The following is a 23201-nucleotide window of genomic DNA, read 5'->3' as shown; positions in this document are numbered from 1 at the left end:
GCATGCCGGGATTGTGGTATACCAGTATTCCAGTGTCAAGTGGAGGTGGTTCGAGTGGATCTGTCCGGCCTCGTCGCGCTGGTCACGGGCGGTGGGCAGGGCATCGGCGCGGCCATCGCGTCGGCGTTGATGGCCGGCGGTGCGCGGGTGGCGGTGTTCGACGTCGCTGCTCCGCTTGCTTCGTCGCCGGACGGTGCGCTGCTCGCCCTGGATGTCGACGTCACCGACGAGGCCGCCGTCTCGGCCGGGCTGGACGCCGTCGTCGCCCGGTTCGGTGAGCCCGGGCTGCTGGTCAACAACGCCGCGGTCACCGCGTCGGACCCTGATTGGCGGGGTCGGCCCGTGCTGGAGCTGCCGCTGGCCCAGTGGCGCCGCGTCCTCGACGTCAACCTCACGGGCGCGTTCATCTGCGCGCAGCAGACCGCTCGCCGCATGGCCGCCGCCGGGCGCGGCGGGCTGATCGTCAACATCGGCTCGGTCCAGGGGGTGCGGCCCACGCGCGGCTCCGCTGACTACGCGACCAGCAAGGCCGGGCTGGTCATGCTGACGCACTGCCTGGCCGGCGAGCTCGCCCCACACGGCATCCGCGTCAACGCCGTCGCACCGGGACCGATCGCTCCCGCCGGCGCGGAGTCCGGCCCGTCCGGCACCCTGACCGGCACCTGGGGCACTCCCGAGGACGTCGCCGCGGCGGTCGTCTACCTGGCGGGGCCCGGCGGCCGCTTCGTCAACGGCCACGTCCTCATGCTCGACGACGGCGCCTCCGTCCTGCTCCGCGATCCCCCCGCTCGCTCGGACTCGTTTGGTGTCACCGGTGATACCATCGATTCATGAGCGAAGTCACCATCCGGGACCTCCGGCACCACGGCGGCGAGGTGCTGCGCCGGGTTGCCGCGGGAGAGTCGGTGACGGTCACCCGCGACGGCGATCCGGTCGCCGAGCTCCGGCCGCTGCCGAGGCGGCCGCTGCCCGCCGGTGAGCTGCTCCGTCGCTGGCGAGGGCTACCCGATGTCGACCCGCAGCGGTTGCGCGACGACATCGACGCGGTTCTGGATCCGTCGTTGTGAGCACCCGGCATCTGCGCGGCGTACTCGACACCAGCACGGTCATCATGTTGCCGCGGCTGACGGAGCCGAGTCGGCTTCCAGCCGAGCCACTGATCACGGCCGTCACACTCGCGGAGCTGTCCGTCGGTCCGCTCGTCGCTTCGACCGAGCGAGAGCGCGCTGAGCGCCAGGCTCACGTCCAGCAGGCCGAGGCCGACTTCGATCCGCTTCCCTTCGACCGTGCCGCGGCCCGGACATTCGGCCGGGTGGCGGCTTCGTTGCGTCGCGCGGGCCGCAAGCCGGCGGCTCGCGCCTACGACGCGATGATCGCGGCGATCGCGCTCTCGAACGAGCTGCCGGTCTTCACCTGCAACCCGGATGACTTCGCCAGGATCGACGGTCTGGACGTGGTCGCGGTGCCGATTCCGGAGCCGGCCGCCGACGTGGCCGAGCCGGGCGGCTGACGGAAAGTCCAGGGGGCGGGGCGGGTTAGTCCATGGCCGGGGCGGGCCGCGGGCCGACACAGTGGACGCATGCTGACGTCGAACGGCTACGTGCTCGACGAGTCCGAGCGCCGCCTGGGCGAGCTGGAGCCCGTCCCGGACCGCGAGCGCCACGACCGCGACGCCTTGTGGGAGCGGCTGCGCCGCGACGGCTACCTGTTCCTGCGCGGCGCGCTGGACCCGGACGTCGTCAACGGGTTCCGGGCGCACTACTTCGAGAGCTTCGCGGACATCGGGCTGACGGCGCCGGGCACCGAACCCGCCCAGGGCGTCGCCGACGCCGACGCCACGGCCGATCCCGCAGCGCTCCGCCACATCCTGTTCCGCCAGGTCGTCCCCGGCGCGGAGTACGCCGCGTTCTGCGCCCAGCCGGCCGTCCGCGACTGGTACGCCTGGTTCCTGGGCGAGGAGCCGCTGCTGCACCGGCGCAAGCTGCTGCGCTGCACCCGCCCCGGCGAGACGGGCGTCGGCGCGGCGACGCAGGCGCACTACGACCTCGTCTACCTGCGCGACGGCACCGACCGGGTGCTGTCGTCGTGGATTCCGCTGGGCGACTGCCCGATCCCGCGCGGCGGCCTGACGTACCTGCAGGGCAGCCACCACTGGGTCATGGCGCAGGAGCGGGCCGGCACCCTGAAGCTGCCGGCCGCCTCGATCACCGCGGACCTGCCCGGCCTCGCCGACGAGCACGACGCGCGCTGGCTGGTCACCGACTACGCGGCCGGCGACATGGTCGTGCACTCGGCGCACATCGTGCACGCCGCGCTCGACAACGTCGACGCCGGCGGGGTGATGCGACTGTCGACGGACATCCGGTACCAGCGGGCGGCCGAGCCGATCGACTGGCGCTGGGAGGACCACTGGTACGACGGCGACATGAGCAAGTGGCGGGAGGCGTCGTGACGCTCACCTCCAACGGCTACGTGCTCGACGAGTCCGCCCGGCGGCTGGGCGAGCTCGACGCCGTCCCGGACCGCGAGCGCCACGACCGCGACGCCCTGTGGGAGCGGCTGCGCCGCGACGGCTACCTGTGGCTGCGCGGCGCGCTGGACCCGGACGTGGTGAACGGCTTCCGCGCCTACTACCACGACGCGCTGGCGCCGTCGGGCGTGTGGGAGGGCGACGAGGACCGCGCCGAGTACCGCCGGCTGCTGTTCCAGGAGGTCGTCCCGGGCCCGGAGTACGAGGCGTTCTGCACCCAGCCCGCCGTCCGCGACTGGTACGCCTGGTTCCTCGGCGGCGAGACGTTCCTGCACCGGCGCAAGCTGATCCGGCACGTGCGGCCGGGGGAGTCCGGTATCGGCACGGCGACCCAGGCGCACTACGACCTCGTGTACCTGCGGGAGGGCACCGACCGGGTGCTGTCGTCGTGGATCCCGCTGGGCGACTGCCCGGTGTCGCGCGGCGGCCTCACGTACCTCGAGGGCAGCCACCACCGCGTGCTCGCGCAGGAGCGGGCCGGCACGCTGCAGCACCCGGCGAAGTCGATTACGGCGGACCTGCCGGGACTGGCCGACGAGCACGACGCGCGCTGGCTGGTCGCGGGCTACGCGGCCGGCGACATGGTCGTGCACTCCGCCTTCACGGTGCACGCGTCGCTGGACAACGTGGACGACGACTACCGGCTCTCGACCGACATCCGCTACCAGCGTGCCAGCGAGCCGATCGACTGGCGCTGGCAGCAGCACTGGCACCTCAAGGACGGCCTGTAGGCGTCCGCTCTGTGAGACGGCTCACATCAGGGGCAAACCATCGCGGAGCCGGCTCCGTACTCCTCTGGACCGAAGGAGGAGATCATGTTCAGGATCCGCAGCCGCACGCTCGTGAGCCTGGCACTCGCCCTGACACTGGTGGCAGGCTCGACGGCGTCCGCTCAGGCGGGCTGGGCGCCCCGTGACACCAAGCCGCCGACCGTCCCGGCGAACCTGCGCACCACCGCCGTGTCGCAGACGACGGCGAGCTTCGCCTGGAACCCGTCCACCGACAACGTCCGCGTGACGGAGTACGCGCTCTGGGCGCCCGGCCTGCCGATCGTGCGGGTGCCCGGCAACCAGACGACGGCGCAGGTCGTGGGCCTGCACCCGAACACGTCGTACACCTTCAAGGTGCAGGCGTGGGACGGCTGGAACTGGTCGTTCCCGAGCAACGACCTCACCGTCACCACCCAGCGCGAGACGACGCCGCCGACCACGCCGGGGAACCTGCGGCTCGGCGACAACGACTTCGGCACGCCGGTCGACGGTGTGACGGCGTCGACGGTCCTGCTGCGCTGGGACCTCGCCACCGACGACTTCGGCCCGGTCGAGTACGAGGTGCTGGTGAACGGCGCGCCGACGGACGACGCCTGGTCCATCGCCCCGGCCGGCAGCCCGGCCCGGACCGCCCAGGGCGCCTGGGTCCGCCAGCTGGAGCCGGGCAGGACGTACCAGTTCGCCGTCCGCGCCCGTGACGGCTCCGGCAACGTGTCGGCGCTGAGTAACACGGTGACCGCCACGACGGATCCGAGCGGCGACGATGTCGCTCCCACGAGGCCCACCCTGCTGTCGGCTGGCAGCATAGGCACGAGTTACTGCCCTGAGGAGCTCTGGCTGCAATGGACCGCGTCGACGGATGACGTTGACGCGGCGACGGCCATCGAGTACGAGATCCGCGTGAACGGCACCATCATCGACGTCGCCCGCGGTGCCACGCGGTGGGTCAGCTACACCGACGTGTCCGGCGCCAACACTGTCACCATCGTCGCGGTCGACCGTGCGGGCAACGCGTCAGTCCCGAGTAACCCGATCACCGCCGACGTCCAGTGGGGCACAGACTGCCCCGCTTAGAACGTGTTGGGAACGTGAATGTGGTGCGGCGTGCCCAAGTGACGGAACGAGGTGGTTGGTGCCAGGGTCCGGGACGCGCCCGAAACCCAGGACGCCGACCCATCTGATCAGTCGTGTCGTGTCGCGCGGGTGAACGATGTGGCATCGCTGCACCTGGTGGGTGGCCGAACTGTCGCCCTGGCAACAGCTGCGCCACCCAGGTCCGGCAGCAGTGTCACACCGTCGAGGCCTCGCCGCATTGCCGGTGCACGCAAGCGGGCACGCGCCCACGAATCGGGTCGAGGAGCCCTTTCCCCACATGTACTCAGTCCGGACGGCGGTGACCACGACGGCGCCCCTGCCGCACCCGGTGCGGCAGGGGCGCTGCGTCTCCGCAGAGCTTTCGTGACGGGTCAGCGCAGCGACGGCTGGCCGGGCTCGTCCTCCTCCTGGGCGGAGAGGTCCAGGACGGAGATGCCGGTCGCCGCGTTGGCGCCGCGGCCGATGGCCTCGTAGACGTCCGGCCGGGACGACTTGAGGAAGCGAGCCCACACCACCCCGATGAGGGCGGCGATGACGAACAAGCCGGGCAGGATCCAGCGCTCGGGCGCGTCCGTCGCGACACCGATGAGGATGTCGTAGTTCGAGATCGCCAGGATCACGACGATGAGCAGCAGGATCGTGGCAAGCCCCGGTGCGATGACCCGCCGCCAGGCGTTCTCACCCGACGGGTGCCGCCAGAAGAACGCGAGCACGGCCACCGAGGTGAGCGCGACCAGCGAGAGCACGCCGAAGCCGCCCGTGGTGCCGAGGTTGAAGAACAGCTGCACCAGTGGGTCGAGGTCGAAGAACGCGTAGACCAGGATGACGATCAGGCCGATGGCGCTCTGCACGATCGACGCGGCGACGGGGGCACCCGACGACGGCGACGTGCGGCCGAGCGCGCCGGGCAGCACCCGCTCGCGGCCGAGGGCGAACACGTACCGGGCGACGGTGTTGTGGAAGGAGATCATCGCGGCGAACACCGAGGTGATGAAGAGCGTCTCGCCGATGTCCACCCACGTCGTCCCGAGGAACTCCTCGGCCTGGATGAAGATCACGCCGTTCTGGAACTCCTGCGCGAACGGGACGATGTTGTCCGGGCCGGCCGCCACCGTCATCGCCCACGACGCCAGCACGTACACGGCCGCGACGACCACGATCGAGATGTAGGTGGCCAGGGCGATGGTCCGCTTCGGGTCGCGCGACTCCTCGGAGTACACGACCGAGGCCTCGAAGCCGACGAAGCCGAGCACCGCGAGCACGAGGATCGCGCCGGCGCCGGACTCGAACAGGTTGCCGACCTGCAGCGCGTCGAACGTGACGTCGCCGTCCGCCGGGTTCAGGAGGCTCGCGAACGCGTAGATGAGGATGATGGCCATCTCGGCGAGCAGCAGCACGGCGAGGACCGTGCCGTTGACGTCGATGCGCAGCACGCCGAGGATGCCGACGATCGCCCAGGCGATCAGCGCGATGACCCACCAGTCGAGCGTGATGCCGAACCACTCGTCCAGCTGCGGCGCGGCCGCGACGCCGATGATGCCGTAGAGGCCGACCTGGAGCAGGTTGTAGGCGAGCAGCGCCATGTAGGCGGCGGCGACGCCGGCCGGACGGCCGAGGCCGTGCGTGACATAGGTGTAGAACGCACCGGCATTCGTGACGTGCCGCGACATCGCGACGTAGCCGACGCTGAACAGCGCCAGCAGGGCGGCGATGGCGGCGAAGGCGATGGGCAGGCCGATGATGCCGGTGACGGCGAAGCCGGTGGTGACGACGCCGGCGACGACGGTCAGCGGCGTCGCGGCGCTGAGGACGAAGAACACGACGGCGGGGACGCCGAGCCTGTTGCTGGCGAGCGTCCGCGACACGCGGTCGGCGCCCAGGCGGCTCGAATGGGACACGGGGGACTCTCCTTGAGGGGTTCGCGGATCTCCGTCGATGGGGGTATCGAGGTCGCGCCGGAGGTCTCGCTATCGGGGGCTGAGGGTGGCGTCACCCACAGCTGCTTCGGTATGGGCCAGGACCTCGCGCATCGACATCGGCATCGAGCCCACCGCGGCGGCGATGTGGCGCAACGTGACGGCGTCGCCGTCCCACCACACCCCCTTGGTGAAGCCGGTCACCGCGACCAGTCCGGCCAGCATGGCGTCGTGGAAGTCGAGCGGATCGCCCCGGTTGACCAGCCCGTAGAGCCGGTCGCTCGGCCAGGCGGCGACCTTGGGGTCGACCGGCAGATACCTGACCGAGGTGCCGAAGAGCTTGCGGCTCTTGACGGGTTCGATCTCACCCTCACGGGTCAGCCGGACCGCCACGCGCTCGAGCGCGCTCTGCCCGAGGAACGACAGCCACGTGCGCAGCGACCGGTTCTGTTGATCGGCCGTGAGCTGGCGGACGATCCTGTATCCGAGATCATCGGCCGGTGGCTGAGCGCCCGTCAATGACAGTGTTCCCGACGCCACGTGCAGGTTGTTGTTGAGGATCAGCTCGCCCAGCAACGCCCCAGCCAGCCCGAGCCCGGCGGCTCTGCTGTGCAGCCGGAGCTTGCCGCTGCCGACGTCGTGGACGATGTGGAAGAAGTCATTGGCCAGGAGCACGCCGCCTGCACCTCCACCCCGGGCGCGAGAGCCGGGATGCGACGGGACGTCCGGGGCCATACGGGACATGGACAGGCGCGCTCCCACCCCTGAGGCGCGCGGTTCTGACCGGTTGCGGTGCTCGCGATTCCGCGTTCCGATTCACGCCCGGTAGTTTGTCGGCGTTTGTCCGCCAAGACAAGAGGCAATTTCAGCGGTAATGCGTGGTGGGTCCGTGACGCCTTACCTAGTGGCGTTGCGTCCGCAATGTCTTGACGACATCCGCACCGGGCGGCGAGTCTATGGACTTGTGACGGTCACGCCGGTTCAGACGCATCCACTCCAGCGCCTCTCCGCGGACGAGATCCGCGCCGCACGCGCCCTCCTCGACGACCACGGACTGGTCTCGCCCACGACGAGGTTCGCGCTGCTCGGGCTGGAAGAACCGGACAAACTGACGGTGCTCGGGCACCGGCCCGGCGACCCGGTCGACCGCCGCGTCCGCGCGGTCCTGCTCGACCTCGCCACGGGCGCCACCCGCATCGTCGTCGCGTCGCTGAGCCGGCGCGCGGTCGACTCCGTCGAGGAGGTCGACCCGGTCACCGACGGCCAGCCGGCGATCCTGCTGGAAGAGCTGATGACGGTCGACGAGATCGTGAAATCGGACCCCGGCTGGTGCGAGGCCATGGAGCGCCGAGGCATCACCGACCTCACCCTCGTGCGCCCGTGCCCGCTGGCGGCCAGCAACTTCGGCATCCCCGCCGAGCGCGGCCGGCGCGTGCTGCACGTGCTCTCGTTCCTGCAGCACCGGCCCGAGGACCACGCCTGGGCGCACCCCATCGACGGCGTGGTCGCCTACGTCGACCTCATCGAGAAGAAGGTCATCGAGCTCATCGACGACGCCGTCCTCCCGATCCCGGACGAGGAGGCCAACCACGACGACCCGGCCTACACCGGACCGCCGCGCACCACGCTGAAGCCGATCGAGATCACCCAGCCGGAGGGGGCGAGTTTCACCGTCGACGACGACGTCGTCACGTGGGAGAACTGGACCTTCCGGGTCGGCTTCGACCCGCGCGAGGGCCTGGTGCTGCACCAGCTCTCGTGGCGCGACGGCGACCGCGTGCGGCCCGTGGTCTACCGGGCCTCGCTGGCCGAGATGGTCGTTCCGTACGCCGACCCCAGCCCGGTGCGCTTCTGGCAGAGCTACTTCGACGTCGGCGAGTACCTGCTCGGCCAGCAGGTCAACTCGCTCGAGCTGGGCTGCGACTGCCTCGGCGAGATCCACTACTTCGACGCCGTCATGGCCGACGCCGAGGGCGAGCCGCGCGAGGTCCGCAACGCCGTCTGCCTGCACGAAGAGGACTTCGGCGTGCTCTGGAAGCACACCGACATCTTCACCGAGTCCGCCGAGACCAGGCGGCAGCGGCGGCTGGTCATCTCGTTCTTCGTCACCGTCGGCAACTACGACTACGGCTTCTACTGGTACCTGTACCTCGACGGCACGATCCAGCTGGAGGTCAAGGCCACCGGCGTCGTGGCGACGTCGTCGTACAAGCCCGACAGCGCGTACGCCTCGGAGGTGGCGCCGGGCCTCGGCGCGCCGTACCACCAGCACCTCTACTGCGCGCGCCTCGACATGATGGTCGACGGCCTCGACAACGCCGTCGACGAGCTCGAGGTCCAGCAGCTGCCCATCGGCCCGGCCAACCCCAACGGCAACGCGTTCACCCGCAAGACGACGCGGCTGCGCTCCGAGGCCGAGGGCGCCCGGACGGCGGACCCCATGGCCGGGCGGACGTGGCAGATCTCCAGCTCCGACTCCCGGAACCGGCTCGGCCGGCCGGCCGCCTACGAGCTGCGCCCCGAGGGCCGGCCGCTGCTGCTGGCCGACCCCGCGTCGGCGACGGCCAGCCGGGCGGCGTTCGCCACGAAGTCGCTCTGGGTCACCCGCTACGACCCCGCCGAGCGGTACCCGGCCGGCGACCTCATCAACCAGCACCCGGGCGGCGCAGGGCTGCCGGCCTTCGTGGCGGCGGGCCGCTCCATCGAGGACCAGGACATCGTCCTGTGGCACACCTTCGGCGCCGTGCACTACCCGCGGCCCGAGGACTGGCCGGTCATGCCGGTGGACTACTGCGGCTTCACGCTGCGCCCGGTCGGCTTCTTCGACCGCAACCCGACGCTCGACGTGCCCAGCGGCCAGACCGACCACTGCGGCCACGGGGGCCACGGCGGCCACGAGGGCCATCACCACGACTGACGATCCTTCGTCGGAGGTCGGACGGGGCGGGGCGATCTTCCGTCATCTGTCGGGTGCCATGTCACCGGGTGCCCGGTAGCGTCACCGAGCACCATTCTCATCACGGGCCGGGTCAGACTCGCGTCCGTGACGAGGTACGTGCAGGTGAGACGGAGACCGCATGAAGAAGATCGTCGCCGCGCTCGCGCCGACGGCCCTGGCGGCAGGCCTCTTGACGGTGCCCATGGCGGGCGTCCCGTCGGCCAACGAGGCGCTGCCGCAGTGGCCGGAGGTGGGCAGTGCGCGAGTCGTCCCGCTCCAGGAGACGGGGGCGCCGAGCGAGCGCCTCAACCTCATCGTCATCTGTGACGGCTACACGGCCGACCAGATGGACCGGTGCGAAGAGGACGTCGACCGCAACCAGGCCATCCAGTGGGGCGTCGAGCCCTTCCGCACCTACCGCGACTACATCAACGTCTACCTGCTGCAGATCGTGTCGCAGGACTCCGGCGTGCGCCGCGACCCGGAGGAGGACGCGTCGGACCAGGTCAAGGACGGCAAGAACACGCCGCTGCGGCTCTGGTACTCCGACGGCCTGACCAACCCGCTGGCCCGCGGGATCACCTACGGCCCGGCGCTGGCCGGCGCCACCGGCTCCTGCCCCGGCCACCCCAACCCCGCGTATCCGCTGGCGCCGGGCATCCTCGGCGATCCGCGCTGCAGCGGCAACCAGCAGCGCCAGATGTACCTGAACTCCTACGTCGCGCCCGTGCTCGGGCTGGCGCCGGGCGTGTTCACCGGGCAGGGCCCGCAGAACGTGCAGACGCTGGCCATCTCGAACACGTTCACCTACGGCGGCATCGGCGGCCGTGACGCGACGGCGTCCGGCGGCAGCCCGCAGTCGCCGCTGATCTCGCTGCACGAGCTGGGCCACTCGCTGGGCACGCTGGCCGACGAGTACCCGTACTCCAACCGGCCGACGCCGGGACCGCCGCACGGCAACAACGAGCCCAGCTCGTTCCACCACACCCGGCAGACGTCGGAGCAGATGGTCGCCAACCAGCACAAGTGGTGGCGCTGGCTCGGCGAGGAGAGCCTCTCGGGCGGCCCCATCCGCGGCGCCGACCCGGACGGGTACGAGAGCGGCACCTACAACGGCTCCAACGTCTGGCGGCCGAGCTCGCACTCGATGATGCGGTGGATCGGCTTCTACTTCGACCAGGTCGGCCTCGAGCACATGGTCGCGCGCATCACCGGCCAGCGCGACAAGGGCCAGATGAGCCTGCTCTCCACGCCCGCGGGCACCGTCGCACGGGACGGCGTCCTCTGGCTGCAGACCCCGCACCCGCGCTTCCACGACCTGCAGGTGACGTGGCGCAGCGGCGGTCCGGCCGGCCCGGTCCTCGCCACCGGGACCCGCCACCTGGACCTGGGGGCGCTGGGCCTGGAACCGGGCACCACCGTCCACGTCGAGGTCCGCGACCCCGTCGGCCCGGACGGCATCGACTGGGTGCGCAACCCGTCGACGGCCACCTCCGCGACCAACTCCGGCTACAACGGCGCGCGGTTCGTCCAGACGCGTTCGTGGACCGTCGGCTCGGACCCGGCGGCGGCCGACACCGTCGCGCCGGAGATCACCGGGTCGAGCCCGACCGTCCGGCCGGTCGCCGGTGACGAGGTCGTCTACGTCGAGACCTCGCACGCCGCCGACCGCGTGTTCGGCGTCGCGTGGACGCTGAACGGCGCGGCCGTCCCGAGCTCCGGCGACGGACGCGTGCTGGACCTCGGCTCGCTGGACCTGCCGGCGGGCACGCACGAGCTGACGGCGACGGTGACCGACCCGGCCGCTCCGGGCGCGTCGGACACCGTCACCTGGACCGTCGACAACGCCATGCCGACGGCGCCGCGCACGCTGTCCGAGCCGCTGGCGACGATGACGTCGGACGACGGCCACGGCATCTACTTCGACGGCTGGGACATGCTGCTCACGCCGCAGGACGACCGCACCGGCTGGGACGGCGAGCCCTACGTCGTCGGCGAGCTGCGGCTCAACGGCGACGGCTGGTTCAACTACTTCGGGTTCCCCGAGAAGCCGATGCCGGTCTCGCCGTTCGAGTTCCGCCACTCCGGCCAGGACGTCAAGGCGCTCACCTACGGCAACCTCGGCACGGGTGGCCTGTCGAAGGCGACGTTCGAGCAGTCCTACGGTCCCGACGACCCGAACGGCCCGTTCGTCCCGGGCTACGGCACGCACACCGTCGAGCACCGTGCCGTCGACCCCGCCGGCAACATCGGCGCGGCGGAGTCGTACACCGCGACGGTGGTCCCGGGCGCCGAGCTCGAGTGCACCCAGACCATCACCGGGCCGCGGGCCGGGTCGCTGCTGGTCACCAGCGGCGTCACCTGCCTCGACGGCGCGACGGTGGCGGGCACGGTGACCGTCCGCAACGGCGCGTCGCTGGTCGTGAAGGACAGCACCGTGGCCGGCAGCCTGCTGGCCGACGGCGCCGGTGAGATTCAGGTGCTCGGCTCCACGCTGGCCGGCCAGGTGCGCATCGGCGACACCGTCGAGGGCGTCACCGCCGTCGGGTCCTCGTTCCGCGGGTCGGTCGCCCTGACCGGCAACGGGCGGGTTCCCGGCAACGCGTCGGAGGAGCGGTACACCCAGTACGGCGAGGCGTACGGGCCGATCCTGGCGGGCAACTCGTTCGCCGGCCGGCTCACCTGCTCCGGCAGCAGCGCTCCGGTCCGCGACTTCGGCGCGGACAACGAGATCCGCGGCACCGCGACCGGGGAGTGCTCGGGGCTCTGAGCGACACCTGATCGAACCGCGTCGACGGGCCCGGGCCGCACATGGCGGCTCGGGCCCGTCCTACCTGGTCACAACGGTCTGGTACGGTCCGGCGGGCGGGCGTACGGTGACGGCATGCCGAGTGCGGTCGCCAACGGCGTCGATCTGTACTACGAGGCACACGGACACGGTCCGGTCATCCTCGGCATCCACGGCAGCCCGAGTTCGGCCGCCCTCTGGGAGCCCGCCGCGGTCCGGCTCGGCACCCTCGGCACCTGCGTCGTCTACGACCGCCGCGGCTACGGCCGCAGCTCCGCTCCGGAGCCGTTCGAGACCACCGACCTCGACGACCAGGTGGCCGACGCCGCCGCCCTGCTGGACCGCCTCGGCGCGGACACGGCGGTCGTCGTGGGCCGGAGCACGGGCGGGCTGATCGCGCTGGAGCTGGCCCACACGCGGCCGGAGCGGGTCGACGGCCTGGTGCTGCTCGAGCCGGCCCTGTTCACCGTCGACGGCGACACCCGCGCGTGGGCGGCGGAGCTGCGGGCGAAGGTCCTCGCGGCGACCGGCGACGACCCCGCCCAGGCCGCCGAGGCCGTCGTCCGGGTGGCCCTCGGCGACGAGACCTGGGAGCGGCTGGAGCCGGACGTACGGGAGCTGCTGCGGGCCGGCGGCCGCGCCGTGCTGGCCGAGATCCGCGGCCGGGGCCTCGACCTCAGCGCGGCGCCGCTGGAGCTGACAGGCGACGACCTCGCCGCCATCGACGTGCCGACCCTGCTGGTGTCGGCGTCGGAGTCGCCCGCCCCGCTGCGCCGGGTGGTCCCGCGACTGGCCGGCGGCCTGCCACGTGCGTCGGCCGCGGTCGTCTCGGGTGGGCACCTCATCGACCCCGCGCACCCCGTCGTGCTGGAGTTCGTCCGCCGCATCACCCTCGGCTGATCGCCCGGGCGCACGGCTACGCTGCGGGCGTGGGGTTCACGCGGGCGGAGCTGGAGGCGTTCCGCGACGGCACACTCCCGGACCTGCTCGGGCCGGACGTCCGGCTGCTGTTCGTGGGCATCAACCCCGGCCTCATGACGGTGGCCGTGCAGACGCACTTCGGCCGGCCGGGCAACCGGTTCTACCCGGCGCTGTACCGCGCCGGCATCGTCGACCGCCTCATCGACGTCACCGGCGGCACGTCGCCCGAGGACGACGCGTACCTCACCGGCCGCGGCCTCGGCATCACCAACCTCGTCGCCCGGGCGACCGCGCGGGCCGACGAGCTGATGGCGGCCGAGCTGCGGGCCGGGTCCGTGGCTCTGGCGTCGCGGGTCGCGCGGATCGCGCCGCGGGTGGTCGCGGTGCTCGGCATCACCGCCTACCGGACGGCGTTCGCCCGGCCTCGCGCCGTCGCGGGGCGCCAGCCCTCGGATCTGGCCGGGGCCGAGCTGTGGGTGCTGCCGAACCCGAGCGGCCTCAACGCCCACGAGACCGCCGACAGCCTGGCGACGGCGTACCGGGCCGCCGCGGTGGCCGCAGGTGTCGCCGTCGTCCCCCGTCCGTGAGATGGGGGTTGAGGAGCAAAGCCCGGTTTGACTACTGTCGCCCGATGAGCCGTCAGAACCAGTTCCGGGGCGTGGTCTACGTCTGCCTCGCCGCGGTGTTCTTCTCCGTGAACGCGTCCATGTCGAAGGTCGCGCTCGGGTCCGGGGTGGAACCGTCCGTGCTGGCGGCGCTGCGCTCGACCGGCGCCGCCCTGATCCTGCTGGTCGCGGTGCTCGTGCTGGCCCCGGGCCGGCTGCGGATCGGGCTGCGGGAGCTGCCGTTCCTGATCGCGCTGGGCGTCGCCGGCGGCGCCTTGGTGCAGTGGCTCTACTTCACGGCGATCGACCGGCTCCCGGTGGGCATCGCGCTGCTGCTGGAGTTCACGGCGCCGGCCATGGTGGCACTGTTCAGCTGGGCCGTCCTGCGCCAGCGCATCCGCCGCCAGACCTGGCTCGGCATCGGCGTCGCGCTGATCGGGCTCGCGCTGGTCGCGCAGGTCTGGACCGACATGGGCCTCGACGCGGTCGGCGTGCTGGCCGCGTTCGGTGCGGCGGCGTGCCTGGCCAGCTACTACCTCATCGGCTCGCGGATGACCGGCCACCGCGACTCGCTCTCGCTGACCTTCTGGATGTTCGCGTTCGCGGCGCTGTTCTGGGCGGTCGTGCAGCCCTGGTGGACCGTCGACCTCGCGCCCCTGGGCCGCTCGACCTCGCTGCTCGGCGCCCTGGACGGGTGGAGCGTGCCGGCGTGGACGACGGTGCTGTGGATCATCCTGTTCGGGACGATCGTGGCGTACGGGCTGAACCTCGCCGCGCTGCGGCACATCTCGCCGACCGCCTGCGGCGTCATCGGCATGTCCGAGCCGGTCGGGTCCGCGGTCGTCGCCTGGGCCTGGCTGGGGCAGAACCTCACGGCAGCGCAGATGGCGGGCGGGCTGATCGTGCTGGCCGGTATCACCGTGGCGGAGGTCGGCGGGACGGGCTCGGAGCCGCCGCCCTCGGCTCCCGAGGGCGCCGAGCCCGACGCCGTCCCACTCTCGCCCGAGGCCGCCGCCGCGCCCCACTGACGGCAGGGTGAGTTAGAGGCTCTCGAAGGCAGGCCCGAGCTCGGCGGCGGGGTCGCTCAGGGCGTCGACGTAGGCGGACCAGTGCAGCAGGGCTGTCACGGCGACCGCGTTGCAGCCGGGCCAGTCCATGGTCACCAGGCGGGTGCCGAACCGGGTGTCCAGTCCCCAGGTCGACAGCGAGCCCTGCTCGTCCTGGCCGGCGACGATGGCGTTGGCGGCGGCCACCGCGCGGTCCAGGTAGCGGTCGTCGCCGGTGGAGCGGTGCAGGGTGAGCAGCGAGACCAGCCAGTGGCCCGTGTGCACCTCCATGGGCCAGTAGCAGCGGTACTGCTCGAGCACCGTCGGCGTCGGGCAGTGCGGCGGGACGGGGGACTCCTCGGGCGCCCACACCACGAACTGGTCCTCAATGTAGGCGTTCAGCCGGGCGGCCAAGGCCACCCGATCGGGGACGTCGCAGCGGCCGGAGAGCAGGTAGCGGATGGTCTCGTTGGTGTCCCAGTGCTGCAGGTTGCTCCACGGCGGCGTCTCGGGGATGTCCTCGTACATGCCCTCCCACCGGCCGTCGGCGACGGGACCGGCCAGGAGCCAGGCCTCGCCCTTGGCCGCGGCAGCCGCCCGCTGCTGCGCCGTCCCGGGCGCGTCGGGCAGCTCGCCGAGCAGCGTGAGCAGCCACAGCGGGGTCACGACGGCGGAGGTGTAGCCGATGCTGGGCTCGCCCGTGCGCGGGTCGACGCGGAAGGGCCAGGAGCCGTCCGGGTTCTGCAGGTCGACCATGACGTCGCCGATGCGGGCGGCGCGGTCCAGGTACCGCGAGTCGCCGGTGCGTGCGAACAGCCGCAGCATGACCTCGCCGACGCGCGCGGCCCGGAACACGGTGACGTGGTCGCCCTCGACCCAGCCGCCGAACCCGCCCTCGAGCACCGTCGAGGGCGACAGTCCGCCCAGGCGCCAGTCGTCGGGAAGGCGATGCTCCAGCAGCCACCGCCCGTACTCCAGCGCCTGCCGTTCCGCCTCGGCCGCCTGCGGGTGGTCCGGGAAGCGGTCGGCGTAGGTCAGGTAGGCGTGGATGTAGCTGGCGTGGTGCTGCGCGGGGAACGCCAACCGGCCGCGCAGCCCCGTCACGGTGTCCTCGAACGAGCTCCACGCGCTGCGCGGGTAGCCGTCCTCGTAGCCGTCGACCTCGTCGCGGGCCGGCTGGAGCAGGTAGCCGACGGCGCGGTGGACGGCGCCGGTCCAGTCGGCGGGGGCGGGCCTGACGCCGTCGAACCCCGGCACCTTCCAGAACTGCCGGTGCTTGCGGACGGCGACCTCGCGCTCGCCGTCGAAGCCGCGGACCAGCACGTCCACCGGGCCGAGGGGGAGCAGCGGCCAGGCCTCGGCGAGGTCGGCGGCCTCGGTCGGGAAGGACCCGGTCCAGACGACGCGCTCGCGGTCGGCGACGGCGACCTCGAAGCGGGTGGCCGCGGGCACCGGCGCCCACCGCAGGACCGGCGGCCCGACGAACCGGGGCGAGAACGCCGCCGGTCCCTCGAACCGGATGACGCGTGACTGGTCGACCCAGGCACTCATGCGGCCACCTCCGGGGTGGGGTCAGAACCAGGTCTCGACGATGTCGGTGACGACGCCGCCGGCCCCGGCGAGCGGGATCGCCCGCCATTTGTCGAAGGTGGTGCACGGGTGCGAGATGCCCAGCTGGACGCGGTCGCCGACGGCGATCGAGCTGCCGGCCGCGACGGCGAGGAACGCGTGCTGGTCGTTGAGCGCGGTGACCTCGGCGCCGTCCAGCGGCTGCGCCGTCGTCGCGCCCCGGGGGAGGACGGCGAGCGGGATCGGCAGCCCCTGGTCGAACGAGGCGTCGCGGCGGCCGACGTCGAGGAAGGCGCGGTCCGGCTCCGGCCGCGACACGACGGTGCCCCAGACGGTGAGCGCGGCCCGCAGCCGGACCGGCGCGTCCGGCCCGTCGAGCGGCGAGTTGCGGTGGAACATGCCGGAGTCGTGCGTGACGTAGCAGCCGCTGCGCACGACCACCCGCCCGCCGCCGCCCAGCACGTCGGCCACGACGTCGTAGAACATGCTCCCGCCGGCCGACAGCACGAGGCCGCCGTCGAGCCCGTCCGACGGCACGTCGTCGCGCAGCTCCTCGCCCGCCGCCCGCAGCGACTCCAGGTAGGCGCGGACGGCGGCCAGCGACGGCGGCGTGCGGTCGCCCGCCACCGAGCCCTCGTAGCCGGCGACGCCGGTCAGCCGCACGTTCGGCGCACTGTCGACGGCGGCCCGGACGGTGTCGCGGTCGGCCTTCGTGCGGGTGCCGGTGCGACCGCCGGGCGTGCCCACCTCGAGCAGGACGTCGACGACGGCGCCCGTGGGAGCCGCGGCCGCCTGCAGGATCTCGACACCGTCGACGGAGTCCACCCACGCGCGGAAGCCGAACCCGTCGCCGCCGGCCAGCTCGCCCGCGATCCAGGCCGCCTCGGCGGGCTGCACCAGCTCGTTCGCCAACTGCACCGCCGGCACTCCGTGCGCGCGCATGATCCGCACCTGGGCGGGTGTCGCCGCGGTGATGCCGGTGGCGCCGGTGGCCAGCTGGCGGCGGAACAGCGCCGGCGCCATGGTCGTCTTGCCGTGCGGCTGCAGCTCCACGCCGTGGTCGCGGCACCACGCCGCCATGGTGGCGAGGTTGTGCTCCAGCGCGGCGTCGTCGAGGACCGCGAACGGTGTGGGCAGCTCGTGGATGGACTGACCTGCAGTCGGATGCGTCACGGGCGTCACGGTACCGGGAAGGTTCCCCGCAGGTTGACCGAGGAGTAGGCGATGTGCCTGGTCAGCGGGTCGGTCGCCAGCGCGGCGTCGGTGACCGGCAGGTGCGCGTGCGTCTCGTTGTAGAGCCGCACGAACGCCTCGGCGAAGTTGACGCCCGCGGCCCGGCCCGACTCGCCGTTGTACGACTCGACCAGCTTGCGGGCGAACACGCCGTGGTACCCCTGGCTGACGAACTGGTCCATGGCGGCCAGCTTCGTCCCGACCACGTCGGTGATGTCGACGTAGGTGTCGTTGCGCAGCCCGTTCAGGCTCAGCGCGTCGAGGTTGTAGACCGGCAGCCCGGTCAGGAACACCTGCCGCACGGGGACCTCGTCGCGCCCGTCGAGGTTGCGCAGGTAGAGGCCGGCCCGCGACAGTGCGGCCAGCGCCATGCCGGTCGCGACGTAGTGCGGGTCGAAGTACGCCGGGTTGCGCGGGTGGTCGGCGATGACGATCTCGGGCTGCTCGATCGCGATCTGCTCGGCGATCTGCTCGACCATCTCCTCCTGGACCGTCGCGTACGTGTCCTCGTGGTCGAGCGTGATGATCTTGCTGATGCCGATGATGTCCGCGGCCCGCTCGAGCTCGTTCTTCTTGTTCGCGACGATGTCGTCCAGGCCCGCGGTCGCGATGTCGTCGTCCGGGTGGTCCTTGCGCCACTCCTCGGCGTACTTGTTCGCGTGGATGCGCCCGCCGTGGCTCAGGATCAGCGCGACGACCTCGTCGCCGCGTGCCGCGTGCAGCGCGAGGGTGCCGCCGCAGTTCGTGATCGTGTCGGCCGGGTGGGCATAGATCGTCATGATCTTCATGGAGGTCTCCGGTGTGTCCGAGGTGCGCCAGCGCCTGGCAGGAGCACACACGGAACCTCATTCCATGTCAAGGTTCTGTGGGGTCTCGCGTGGTTGCGTTGGGTTCCCCCGTCCCCCTGCTGCCCATTCTCTTGGCCGCGCACCTGCGCCTCAAGCGGACCGATGGCGCTTCGCGCGGAGGGACCGCTTGACCCGCAGGCGTGCGGCCTAAGAACGGGCAGCTATCAGGGGGACGGGGGGAGTCTGGCGACGGGTGCGGGGGCGCGGCGGCCGCTTTGCGTCCGCGATGTGGGATTACGGGGCGGTTTTTTGGGCCGCCCACCACGTTTACCCGTGCATCACGAGGCCTGTAATCGTGTTGAGGCTCGGGTAATCCTGGTGATGTACGCGATCCTTGATGATCATCGCTGTCCACAGCCACCGAAGCGGGACGAAACGGGCACGGAAGGGGCGAGGCGTGCCCGGGGAGCCCACCTCACCACCCCGGCAGAACCTCATCACACCCGGCCAACCTCAGGCGCGGTCGAGAACGACCAGGTCGCTGGCGTAGTCGCCGACCAGGCCGACCCGCAGGCCGTGGTGCATGAGCAGCGCACCGCTGTACCGCGCCCCCGTCCCCGCATCCACATACACGGCCGCCGGGTCGAGGCCGCGCAGCCGCAGCAGCACCGTCCGGCGCAGGTGCCGCACGGACGGCGCGAAGGCGAACACGGCGAGCTGGTGCCCCGACGGCGACCGGTAGCTGAGCGCCGTCACGTCGTCGGGCGCGTCGCTCAGCCGCCGCATCGAGCCGAACTGCACCGTCTCTCGCACCCGCTTGTACTGGGCGACGTACTCGGCCGCCTCGGCCAGCTCGGCGTCCGGCCACACAGCCAGGTTCCCGCCGATCCCCAGCAGCCCGGTCATCGCCGAGTGGAAGCGGAACCGCAGCGGGATCTCGCGCTTCGTGAGGTAGGTGGGGGAGTCGGTGACCCAGGCCATCATGGTGTGCGGCGAGTGGGCGTAGGCGTACCCGTGCTGGATCGACAGCCGCTCCAGGGCGTCGGTCTGGTCGCTCGGCCAGACCCACTCGGTGCGCGACAGCACGCCGAGGTCGGCCCGGCCGCCGCCGGAGGCGCAGCTCTCGATCCAGACGTCCGGATGCAGCGCCCGCAGCCGGTCGATCACCTCGTAGAACCCCTCGACGGACCCGATCCAGCCGTCCGACGCCTCGGTCAGCGGCCGGTTGAGGTCCCATTTCAGCGCGTCGATGGGCGCCGACGACAACAGCGCGTCCAGGGTCTCGACGAGGTGGTTGCGGACGTCCGCCATGCCCAGCGCCAGCAGGTGGGTCTGCCGGGCGAGCGTGCGCGGGCGGGTCGGCCACTGGTGGATCCAGTCCGGGTGGGCGCGGAAGAGGTCGCTGTCGGGGCTGACGGCCTCCGGCTCGACCCACACGCCGAACCGCATGCCGAGCGCGTGCACCTCGTCGGCCAGCGGCTTCAGGCCGTCGGGGAAGGCCGTGGGCGACGGCGTCCAGTCGCCGATGCCGGCGCTCTCGTCGTCGCGGCCGGTGAACCAGCCGTCGTCGAGGACGAACAGCTCGGCGCCCAGGCCGGCCGCCCGCCGGGCCAGCTCGAGCTGCGACTCCGGGCGGACGTCGAAGAACGTCGCCTCCCAGCTGTTGTAGAGCACCGGCCGGACGACGCCGGGGCGCGGCACGACGAAGCGGCGCTCGTAGGCGTGCCAGCGGTCGGTGAGGTCGTCGTGGCCGGCGGACGTGTAGACGCCGACGGTGACGGGGGTGGTCCACGACGCGCCCGGCGCCAGCGGATGCCGCAGGTCGAAGTCGTTGACCCCGGCGGTGACATGCAGCCGGCCGTCGTGGGCGAGCTCGGCGGCCAGGCGCCACGAACCGCTCCACGCCAGCGCGACGCTCCAGACGGCGCCGGCCTCGTCGCCCGCGCCCGCGTCGAGCGCCAGCCAGGGCTGGGCCGCGTGCCCGGGGATGCCGCGCCGCGACTCGAGCACCAGCCGGCCCGGCCCGAGCGGACGGCGCGTCACCTGGGTCTCCGCCGCGTACATGCCGGCCAGCCAGGTCGCCTCCCAGCGCGGCTGCCACGGCAGCCCCCAGCTCGCGGAGTACGCCCGGTCGAGGACGACCGCGGTGTCGCCGTCGTTCACCAGCGTCGTCCACCGCTCCAGCGCGCCGCCGCGGACGCGGTAGTGCAGGTCGGCGGCGAACGGGTAGTGCCGGTCGGCGAGCCGGACCGTCAGCTCGTCGCCGTCCGGGCTCACCGCCGACGACGTGACGGCGAGATCGAGCGCCCGGACGCCGTCGGCGAACTCCACCTTGAGCGCGGTCTCGTCCAGCCGCCGCCCGCCATGAGCGACCAGCTCCTCGGTGTGCGCGCGCGGGCTGGACCACGTGTTGGAGCCGAAGTCGCGCGCGTCGTCGGCCAGCAGGACGGCGACGTCGTCGGGTGGGATCGGGCCGCCCCAGTGCAGGTGGCGCAGGTCGCCGTCAGGGGTGACGGCGAGCGCGTAGGCGAACCCGTCGCCCCGCAGCAGGAAGGCGTTCCGGTCGGTGAGGTGCTCCACGGCAGGCACGCCGCAGCCTAGTCATGGCAAGACGTTCCATGTCAACGGATGCCCCCCGTCCGCGTCAGGACGACGGCCACACCTGGTGCTCGCCCGGCCCGGCCGACAGCTCGCCGTACTCCACGCCACCGCCACCCGGCTCGGCGCCCGCATACGGCAACAGGACGGCGATCGCCGCGCCCTCGCGGTGCTCCAGCTCGACCCGGATCGCGTCGGACCCGTCGACCACGACCTGGGCGACGAAGGCGGCCGCCCGCAGGTCGCCGGCCTGCTGCTGGACCCCGATGTAGAGCAGCTCGAGCAGCTCCGGCGCGGCCGGCGCCTCGTCACCGTCGCCGTCCCACGCGCTGACCAGCCGGCCCTCGCGGTCGTGGCCGACGATCATGCCGTAGGGGAAGAACGCCCCGTGCGCGTCGAGCTGCTGGCGGGCGAAGGGGAGGACGCCGGTCAGCAGCGCGTCGAGCTCGCGCTGGGCTTCGGCGGAGACGGCGTCGCGCCAGGAGGTCATGAGGCCGCATCCTCCCCCGCGCGGGCGTCACACGTCCAGGACGACCCGGGCGGCGGGGGAGAGCCGGTCGTACACCGCCTTGCGGACGTAGCCGGCCTGGTCGAGCTGCTGCGGCTCGTCGCGGCGGCAGTAGGACATGGTGAGGCCGCGTCGCGGGACGCCCGTGCGGTTGAGGGTGCCGCCGTGCCACAGGTGCGCGTTGAAGATCACGACCGTCCCCGCCTCGCCGAGCAGCAGCCGCTCGTCCGGGTGCGCCGCCGTCGGGTCGGCGAGGTCGTCGGCCGGGACGCGGCCCCACCGGTGCGAGCCGGGCACCACCCGCGTCGCGCCGTTGTCCGGGGTGAAGTCGTCGAGCAGCCACATCGAGTTGCAGATGTGGTAGTCGCCCTCGTCGACGGGCTTGCCCCAGTCGGAGTGCAGGTGCTGGTGGCCCTCGCCGGGGAGGGCGGCGCGGAAGTTCAGCGAGTTGACCCGGACGTTGCCGACCACGTGGTGCGCGGCGGCCAGGACGGCCGGCTCGGTGAAGATCGACTCGAACACCTCGCCCTTGTTCACCAGGTCGGCCAGGATGGCGGCGCCGGCCTGCCCGCCGATCTCGTGCCCGGCGGCCGAGCCCTCGAACCGCCGCAGCTCGTCGGTCCGTGCGCGCAGCGCCTCGAGCCGCTCGCCGGCGAACAGGCCGGGCAGCGCGAGGAACCCGTCGGCGTCGAGCTGGGCGCGCTGCTGGTCCGTCAGCGCGTCCGTCGTCGCCCCGAGGTCGGACAGCGCGGTCTGCAGGCTCGGGTCGGTGGTCGTGGTCATGACGGCGGCTCCTGTCGGTCCGTCGGGTGGTTCGTGGCGTCCTCCATCGCACCCCGCGGCTGGTCCGGCGGGCAATGCAGCAGCCGTCCCGGTGTTTGCACGGATCGACGACGGCGTCGGCTCACCTCCCGCTCGGGACCCGGCCGCGCGGGCCCACCGGGCGTCGACCATTCCGAAACCGGCGCGGAGCCGGTAGCATCCAGCGGCACCATGACCAGTCCACCGGTGGAGCGCTTCCCGGGCTCCGCGCTGAGCAGGGCCGAGGCCGCCGCGCGGCAGTGGCCGAGCCCGCCGCGCCCGATGTTCGTGTCGGCCGGCGCCTACGCCGCGCCGCGGCTGCGGCACGCCGCCCCGCACCGGTACGCGGTGTGGAAGCTGGCGTACTACCGCTCCGGCTCCATCGATGCACTGGTCGACGGGGTCGGCTATCCCGTCGCGGCCGGGTCGGTGCTCGTCGTCCCGCCGCACGCCGACCACGCCGAGCTCGCCCACACGGCGTACTCGAACTACTTCGTCCTGGTCAACGCCCGGCCGGACCAGCCCTGGCCGCGGCTCACCACCGACGACGGCGAGCAGCGGCTCGGCGCGGCGTTCGCGGCCCTGGTCCGCGAGAAGTCCGACCCCGACGAGCACGCCCGCGCCATGGTCGACGCCCTGGTCCGGCAGGTCGACATCCTGCTGCGCCGCGACCTCGCCCGGCGGCACGACTCCGCCGCGCGCGCCGTCGTCAACGCCGTCGAGCAGCTCATGGAGGAGCGCTACGCCGAGCACGTCGGCATCGACGCCCTGGCCCGCGAGGTCGGTGTCTCGGGGTCGACGCTGCGGGCGCACTTCGCCGCGGAACTGGGCACGTCGCCGCAGAGCCGGCTGCTCGACATCCGGCTGCGTCACGCCGTCTCGCTGCTGCAGACCTCGGACCTCACGCTGGCCTCCGTCGCCGAGCGCTGCGGCTACCACTCCGCCAGCCACCTGAGCCGGCACGTCAAGGCGGCCCTGAACGCCACGCCCGGCGAGATCCGGCGTCGCGGCCGGCTGCCGTCGCCGTAGGCGGTCCGTGCAACGCTCCCGGTGCGGGGTGTATTGAGCGGACCGCCGCGCTGCGCTGTGCTGACG

The 23201-nt window shown here is 72.4% G+C and carries 20 protein-coding genes; 12 read left to right on the top strand and 8 right to left on the bottom strand.

Annotation, left to right across the window (positions count from 1 at the left end; all coding sequences use genetic code 11):
• Positions 1 to 54: 54 nt before the first annotated feature.
• The 6 genes from HD601_RS00250 (at position 55) to HD601_RS00225 (ending at position 4374) form a co-directional block, all read left to right on the top strand.
• Positions 55 to 834, top strand: a complete 780-nt coding sequence (locus HD601_RS00250; protein WP_221440416.1) for an SDR family oxidoreductase — start codon at positions 55 to 57, stop codon at positions 832 to 834.
• Positions 831 to 1067, top strand: a complete 237-nt coding sequence (locus HD601_RS00245) for a type II toxin-antitoxin system Phd/YefM family antitoxin (protein ID WP_184818242.1) — start codon at positions 831 to 833, stop codon at positions 1065 to 1067. Before HD601_RS00250 ends, HD601_RS00245 begins: the two co-directional genes overlap by 4 nt.
• On the top strand, positions 1064 to 1510 hold the full coding sequence (locus HD601_RS00240) for a type II toxin-antitoxin system VapC family toxin (protein ID WP_221440415.1): 447 nt from the start codon (positions 1064 to 1066) through the stop codon (positions 1508 to 1510). The genes HD601_RS00245 and HD601_RS00240 overlap by 4 nt, the downstream gene beginning before the upstream one ends.
• Before the next feature lie 69 nt (positions 1511 to 1579).
• Complete coding sequence (locus tag HD601_RS00235; RefSeq protein WP_184818240.1) at positions 1580 to 2452, top strand: phytanoyl-CoA dioxygenase family protein; 873 nt, start codon at positions 1580 to 1582, stop codon at positions 2450 to 2452.
• Complete coding sequence (locus tag HD601_RS00230; protein WP_221440414.1) at positions 2449 to 3261, top strand: phytanoyl-CoA dioxygenase family protein; 813 nt, start codon at positions 2449 to 2451, stop codon at positions 3259 to 3261. The genes HD601_RS00235 and HD601_RS00230 overlap by 4 nt, the downstream gene beginning before the upstream one ends.
• Positions 3262 to 3345: 84 nt before the next feature.
• Entirely contained in the window at positions 3346 to 4374 is a 1029-nt protein-coding gene (locus HD601_RS00225) for a fibronectin type III domain-containing protein (protein WP_184818236.1), read from the top strand.
• Between the two features lie 392 nt (positions 4375 to 4766).
• Here the strand turns inward: HD601_RS00225 and HD601_RS00220 are convergent, their stop codons facing one another.
• Complete coding sequence (locus tag HD601_RS00220) at positions 4767 to 6260, bottom strand: APC family permease (protein ID WP_343076471.1); 1494 nt, start codon at positions 6258 to 6260, stop codon at positions 4767 to 4769.
• Positions 6261 to 6362: 102 nt separating this feature from the next.
• Positions 6363 to 6986 carry a GOLPH3/VPS74 family protein gene (locus HD601_RS00215; RefSeq protein ID WP_162605255.1) on the bottom strand — a complete coding sequence of 208 codons (624 nt, stop codon included), beginning with the start codon at positions 6984 to 6986 and terminating at the stop codon, positions 6363 to 6365.
• A 289-nt stretch (positions 6987 to 7275) separates the two neighbouring features.
• Between HD601_RS00215 and HD601_RS00210 the strand changes: the two genes are divergently transcribed.
• The 5 genes from HD601_RS00210 to HD601_RS00190 all read left to right on the top strand — a co-directional run bounded on the left by HD601_RS00210 (position 7276) and on the right by HD601_RS00190 (position 14591).
• A complete protein-coding gene (locus tag HD601_RS00210) occupies positions 7276 to 9228 on the top strand; it encodes a primary-amine oxidase (RefSeq protein ID WP_343076374.1) in 1953 nt (650 codons plus the stop codon).
• Between the two features lie 160 nt (positions 9229 to 9388).
• Positions 9389 to 12019 carry a M64 family metallopeptidase gene (locus HD601_RS00205; RefSeq protein ID WP_184818229.1) on the top strand — a complete coding sequence of 877 codons (2631 nt, stop codon included), beginning with the start codon at positions 9389 to 9391 and terminating at the stop codon, positions 12017 to 12019.
• 114 nt (positions 12020 to 12133) lie between these two features.
• A complete protein-coding gene (locus HD601_RS00200; RefSeq protein ID WP_184818227.1) occupies positions 12134 to 12937 on the top strand; it encodes an alpha/beta fold hydrolase in 804 nt (267 codons plus the stop codon).
• 29 nt (positions 12938 to 12966) lie between these two features.
• Positions 12967 to 13545, top strand: coding sequence for a uracil-DNA glycosylase family protein (locus tag HD601_RS00195; protein WP_184818225.1), 579 nt, complete (start codon positions 12967 to 12969; stop codon positions 13543 to 13545).
• Positions 13546 to 13589: 44 nt separating this feature from the next.
• Positions 13590 to 14591 carry an EamA family transporter gene (locus tag HD601_RS00190; RefSeq protein WP_184818222.1) on the top strand — a complete coding sequence of 334 codons (1002 nt, stop codon included), beginning with the start codon at positions 13590 to 13592 and terminating at the stop codon, positions 14589 to 14591.
• A 12-nt stretch (positions 14592 to 14603) separates the two neighbouring features.
• Here the strand turns inward: HD601_RS00190 and HD601_RS00185 are convergent, their stop codons facing one another.
• The 6 genes from HD601_RS00185 to HD601_RS00160 all read right to left on the bottom strand — a co-directional run bounded on the left by HD601_RS00185 (position 14604) and on the right by HD601_RS00160 (position 22088).
• Positions 14604 to 16160 carry a prenyltransferase/squalene oxidase repeat-containing protein gene (locus HD601_RS00185; RefSeq protein ID WP_184818220.1) on the bottom strand — a complete coding sequence of 519 codons (1557 nt, stop codon included), beginning with the start codon at positions 16158 to 16160 and terminating at the stop codon, positions 14604 to 14606.
• A gap of 21 nt (positions 16161 to 16181) precedes the next feature.
• Complete coding sequence (locus HD601_RS00180) at positions 16182 to 17351, bottom strand: alanine racemase (protein WP_184818218.1); 1170 nt, start codon at positions 17349 to 17351, stop codon at positions 16182 to 16184.
• Positions 17352 to 17356: 5 nt separating this feature from the next.
• Complete coding sequence (locus HD601_RS00175) at positions 17357 to 18199, bottom strand: PIG-L deacetylase family protein (RefSeq protein WP_184818216.1); 843 nt, start codon at positions 18197 to 18199, stop codon at positions 17357 to 17359.
• A 513-nt stretch (positions 18200 to 18712) separates the two neighbouring features.
• The gene (locus tag HD601_RS00170; protein ID WP_184818214.1) at positions 18713 to 20788 is read right to left on the bottom strand and encodes an alpha-galactosidase; all 2076 of its coding nucleotides are present in this window, start codon (positions 20786 to 20788) and stop codon (positions 18713 to 18715) included.
• Between the two features lie 55 nt (positions 20789 to 20843).
• A complete protein-coding gene (locus tag HD601_RS00165) occupies positions 20844 to 21287 on the bottom strand; it encodes a hypothetical protein (protein ID WP_184818212.1) in 444 nt (147 codons plus the stop codon).
• Between the two features lie 27 nt (positions 21288 to 21314).
• Positions 21315 to 22088 carry a phytanoyl-CoA dioxygenase family protein gene (locus tag HD601_RS00160; protein WP_184818210.1) on the bottom strand — a complete coding sequence of 258 codons (774 nt, stop codon included), beginning with the start codon at positions 22086 to 22088 and terminating at the stop codon, positions 21315 to 21317.
• Between the two features lie 210 nt (positions 22089 to 22298).
• Between HD601_RS00160 and HD601_RS00155 the strand changes: the two genes are divergently transcribed.
• Positions 22299 to 23135, top strand: a complete 837-nt coding sequence (locus tag HD601_RS00155; RefSeq protein WP_184818208.1) for a helix-turn-helix domain-containing protein — start codon at positions 22299 to 22301, stop codon at positions 23133 to 23135.
• Positions 23136 to 23201: the final 66 nt, after the last annotated feature.

The sequence above is a fragment of the Jiangella mangrovi genome, from assembly GCF_014204975.1.
GTDB lineage: Bacteria > Actinomycetota > Actinomycetes > Jiangellales > Jiangellaceae > Jiangella > Jiangella mangrovi.
The sequence above is the reverse complement of the archived record's forward strand: the minus strand, read 5'-3'. Positions and strand labels throughout refer to the sequence as shown.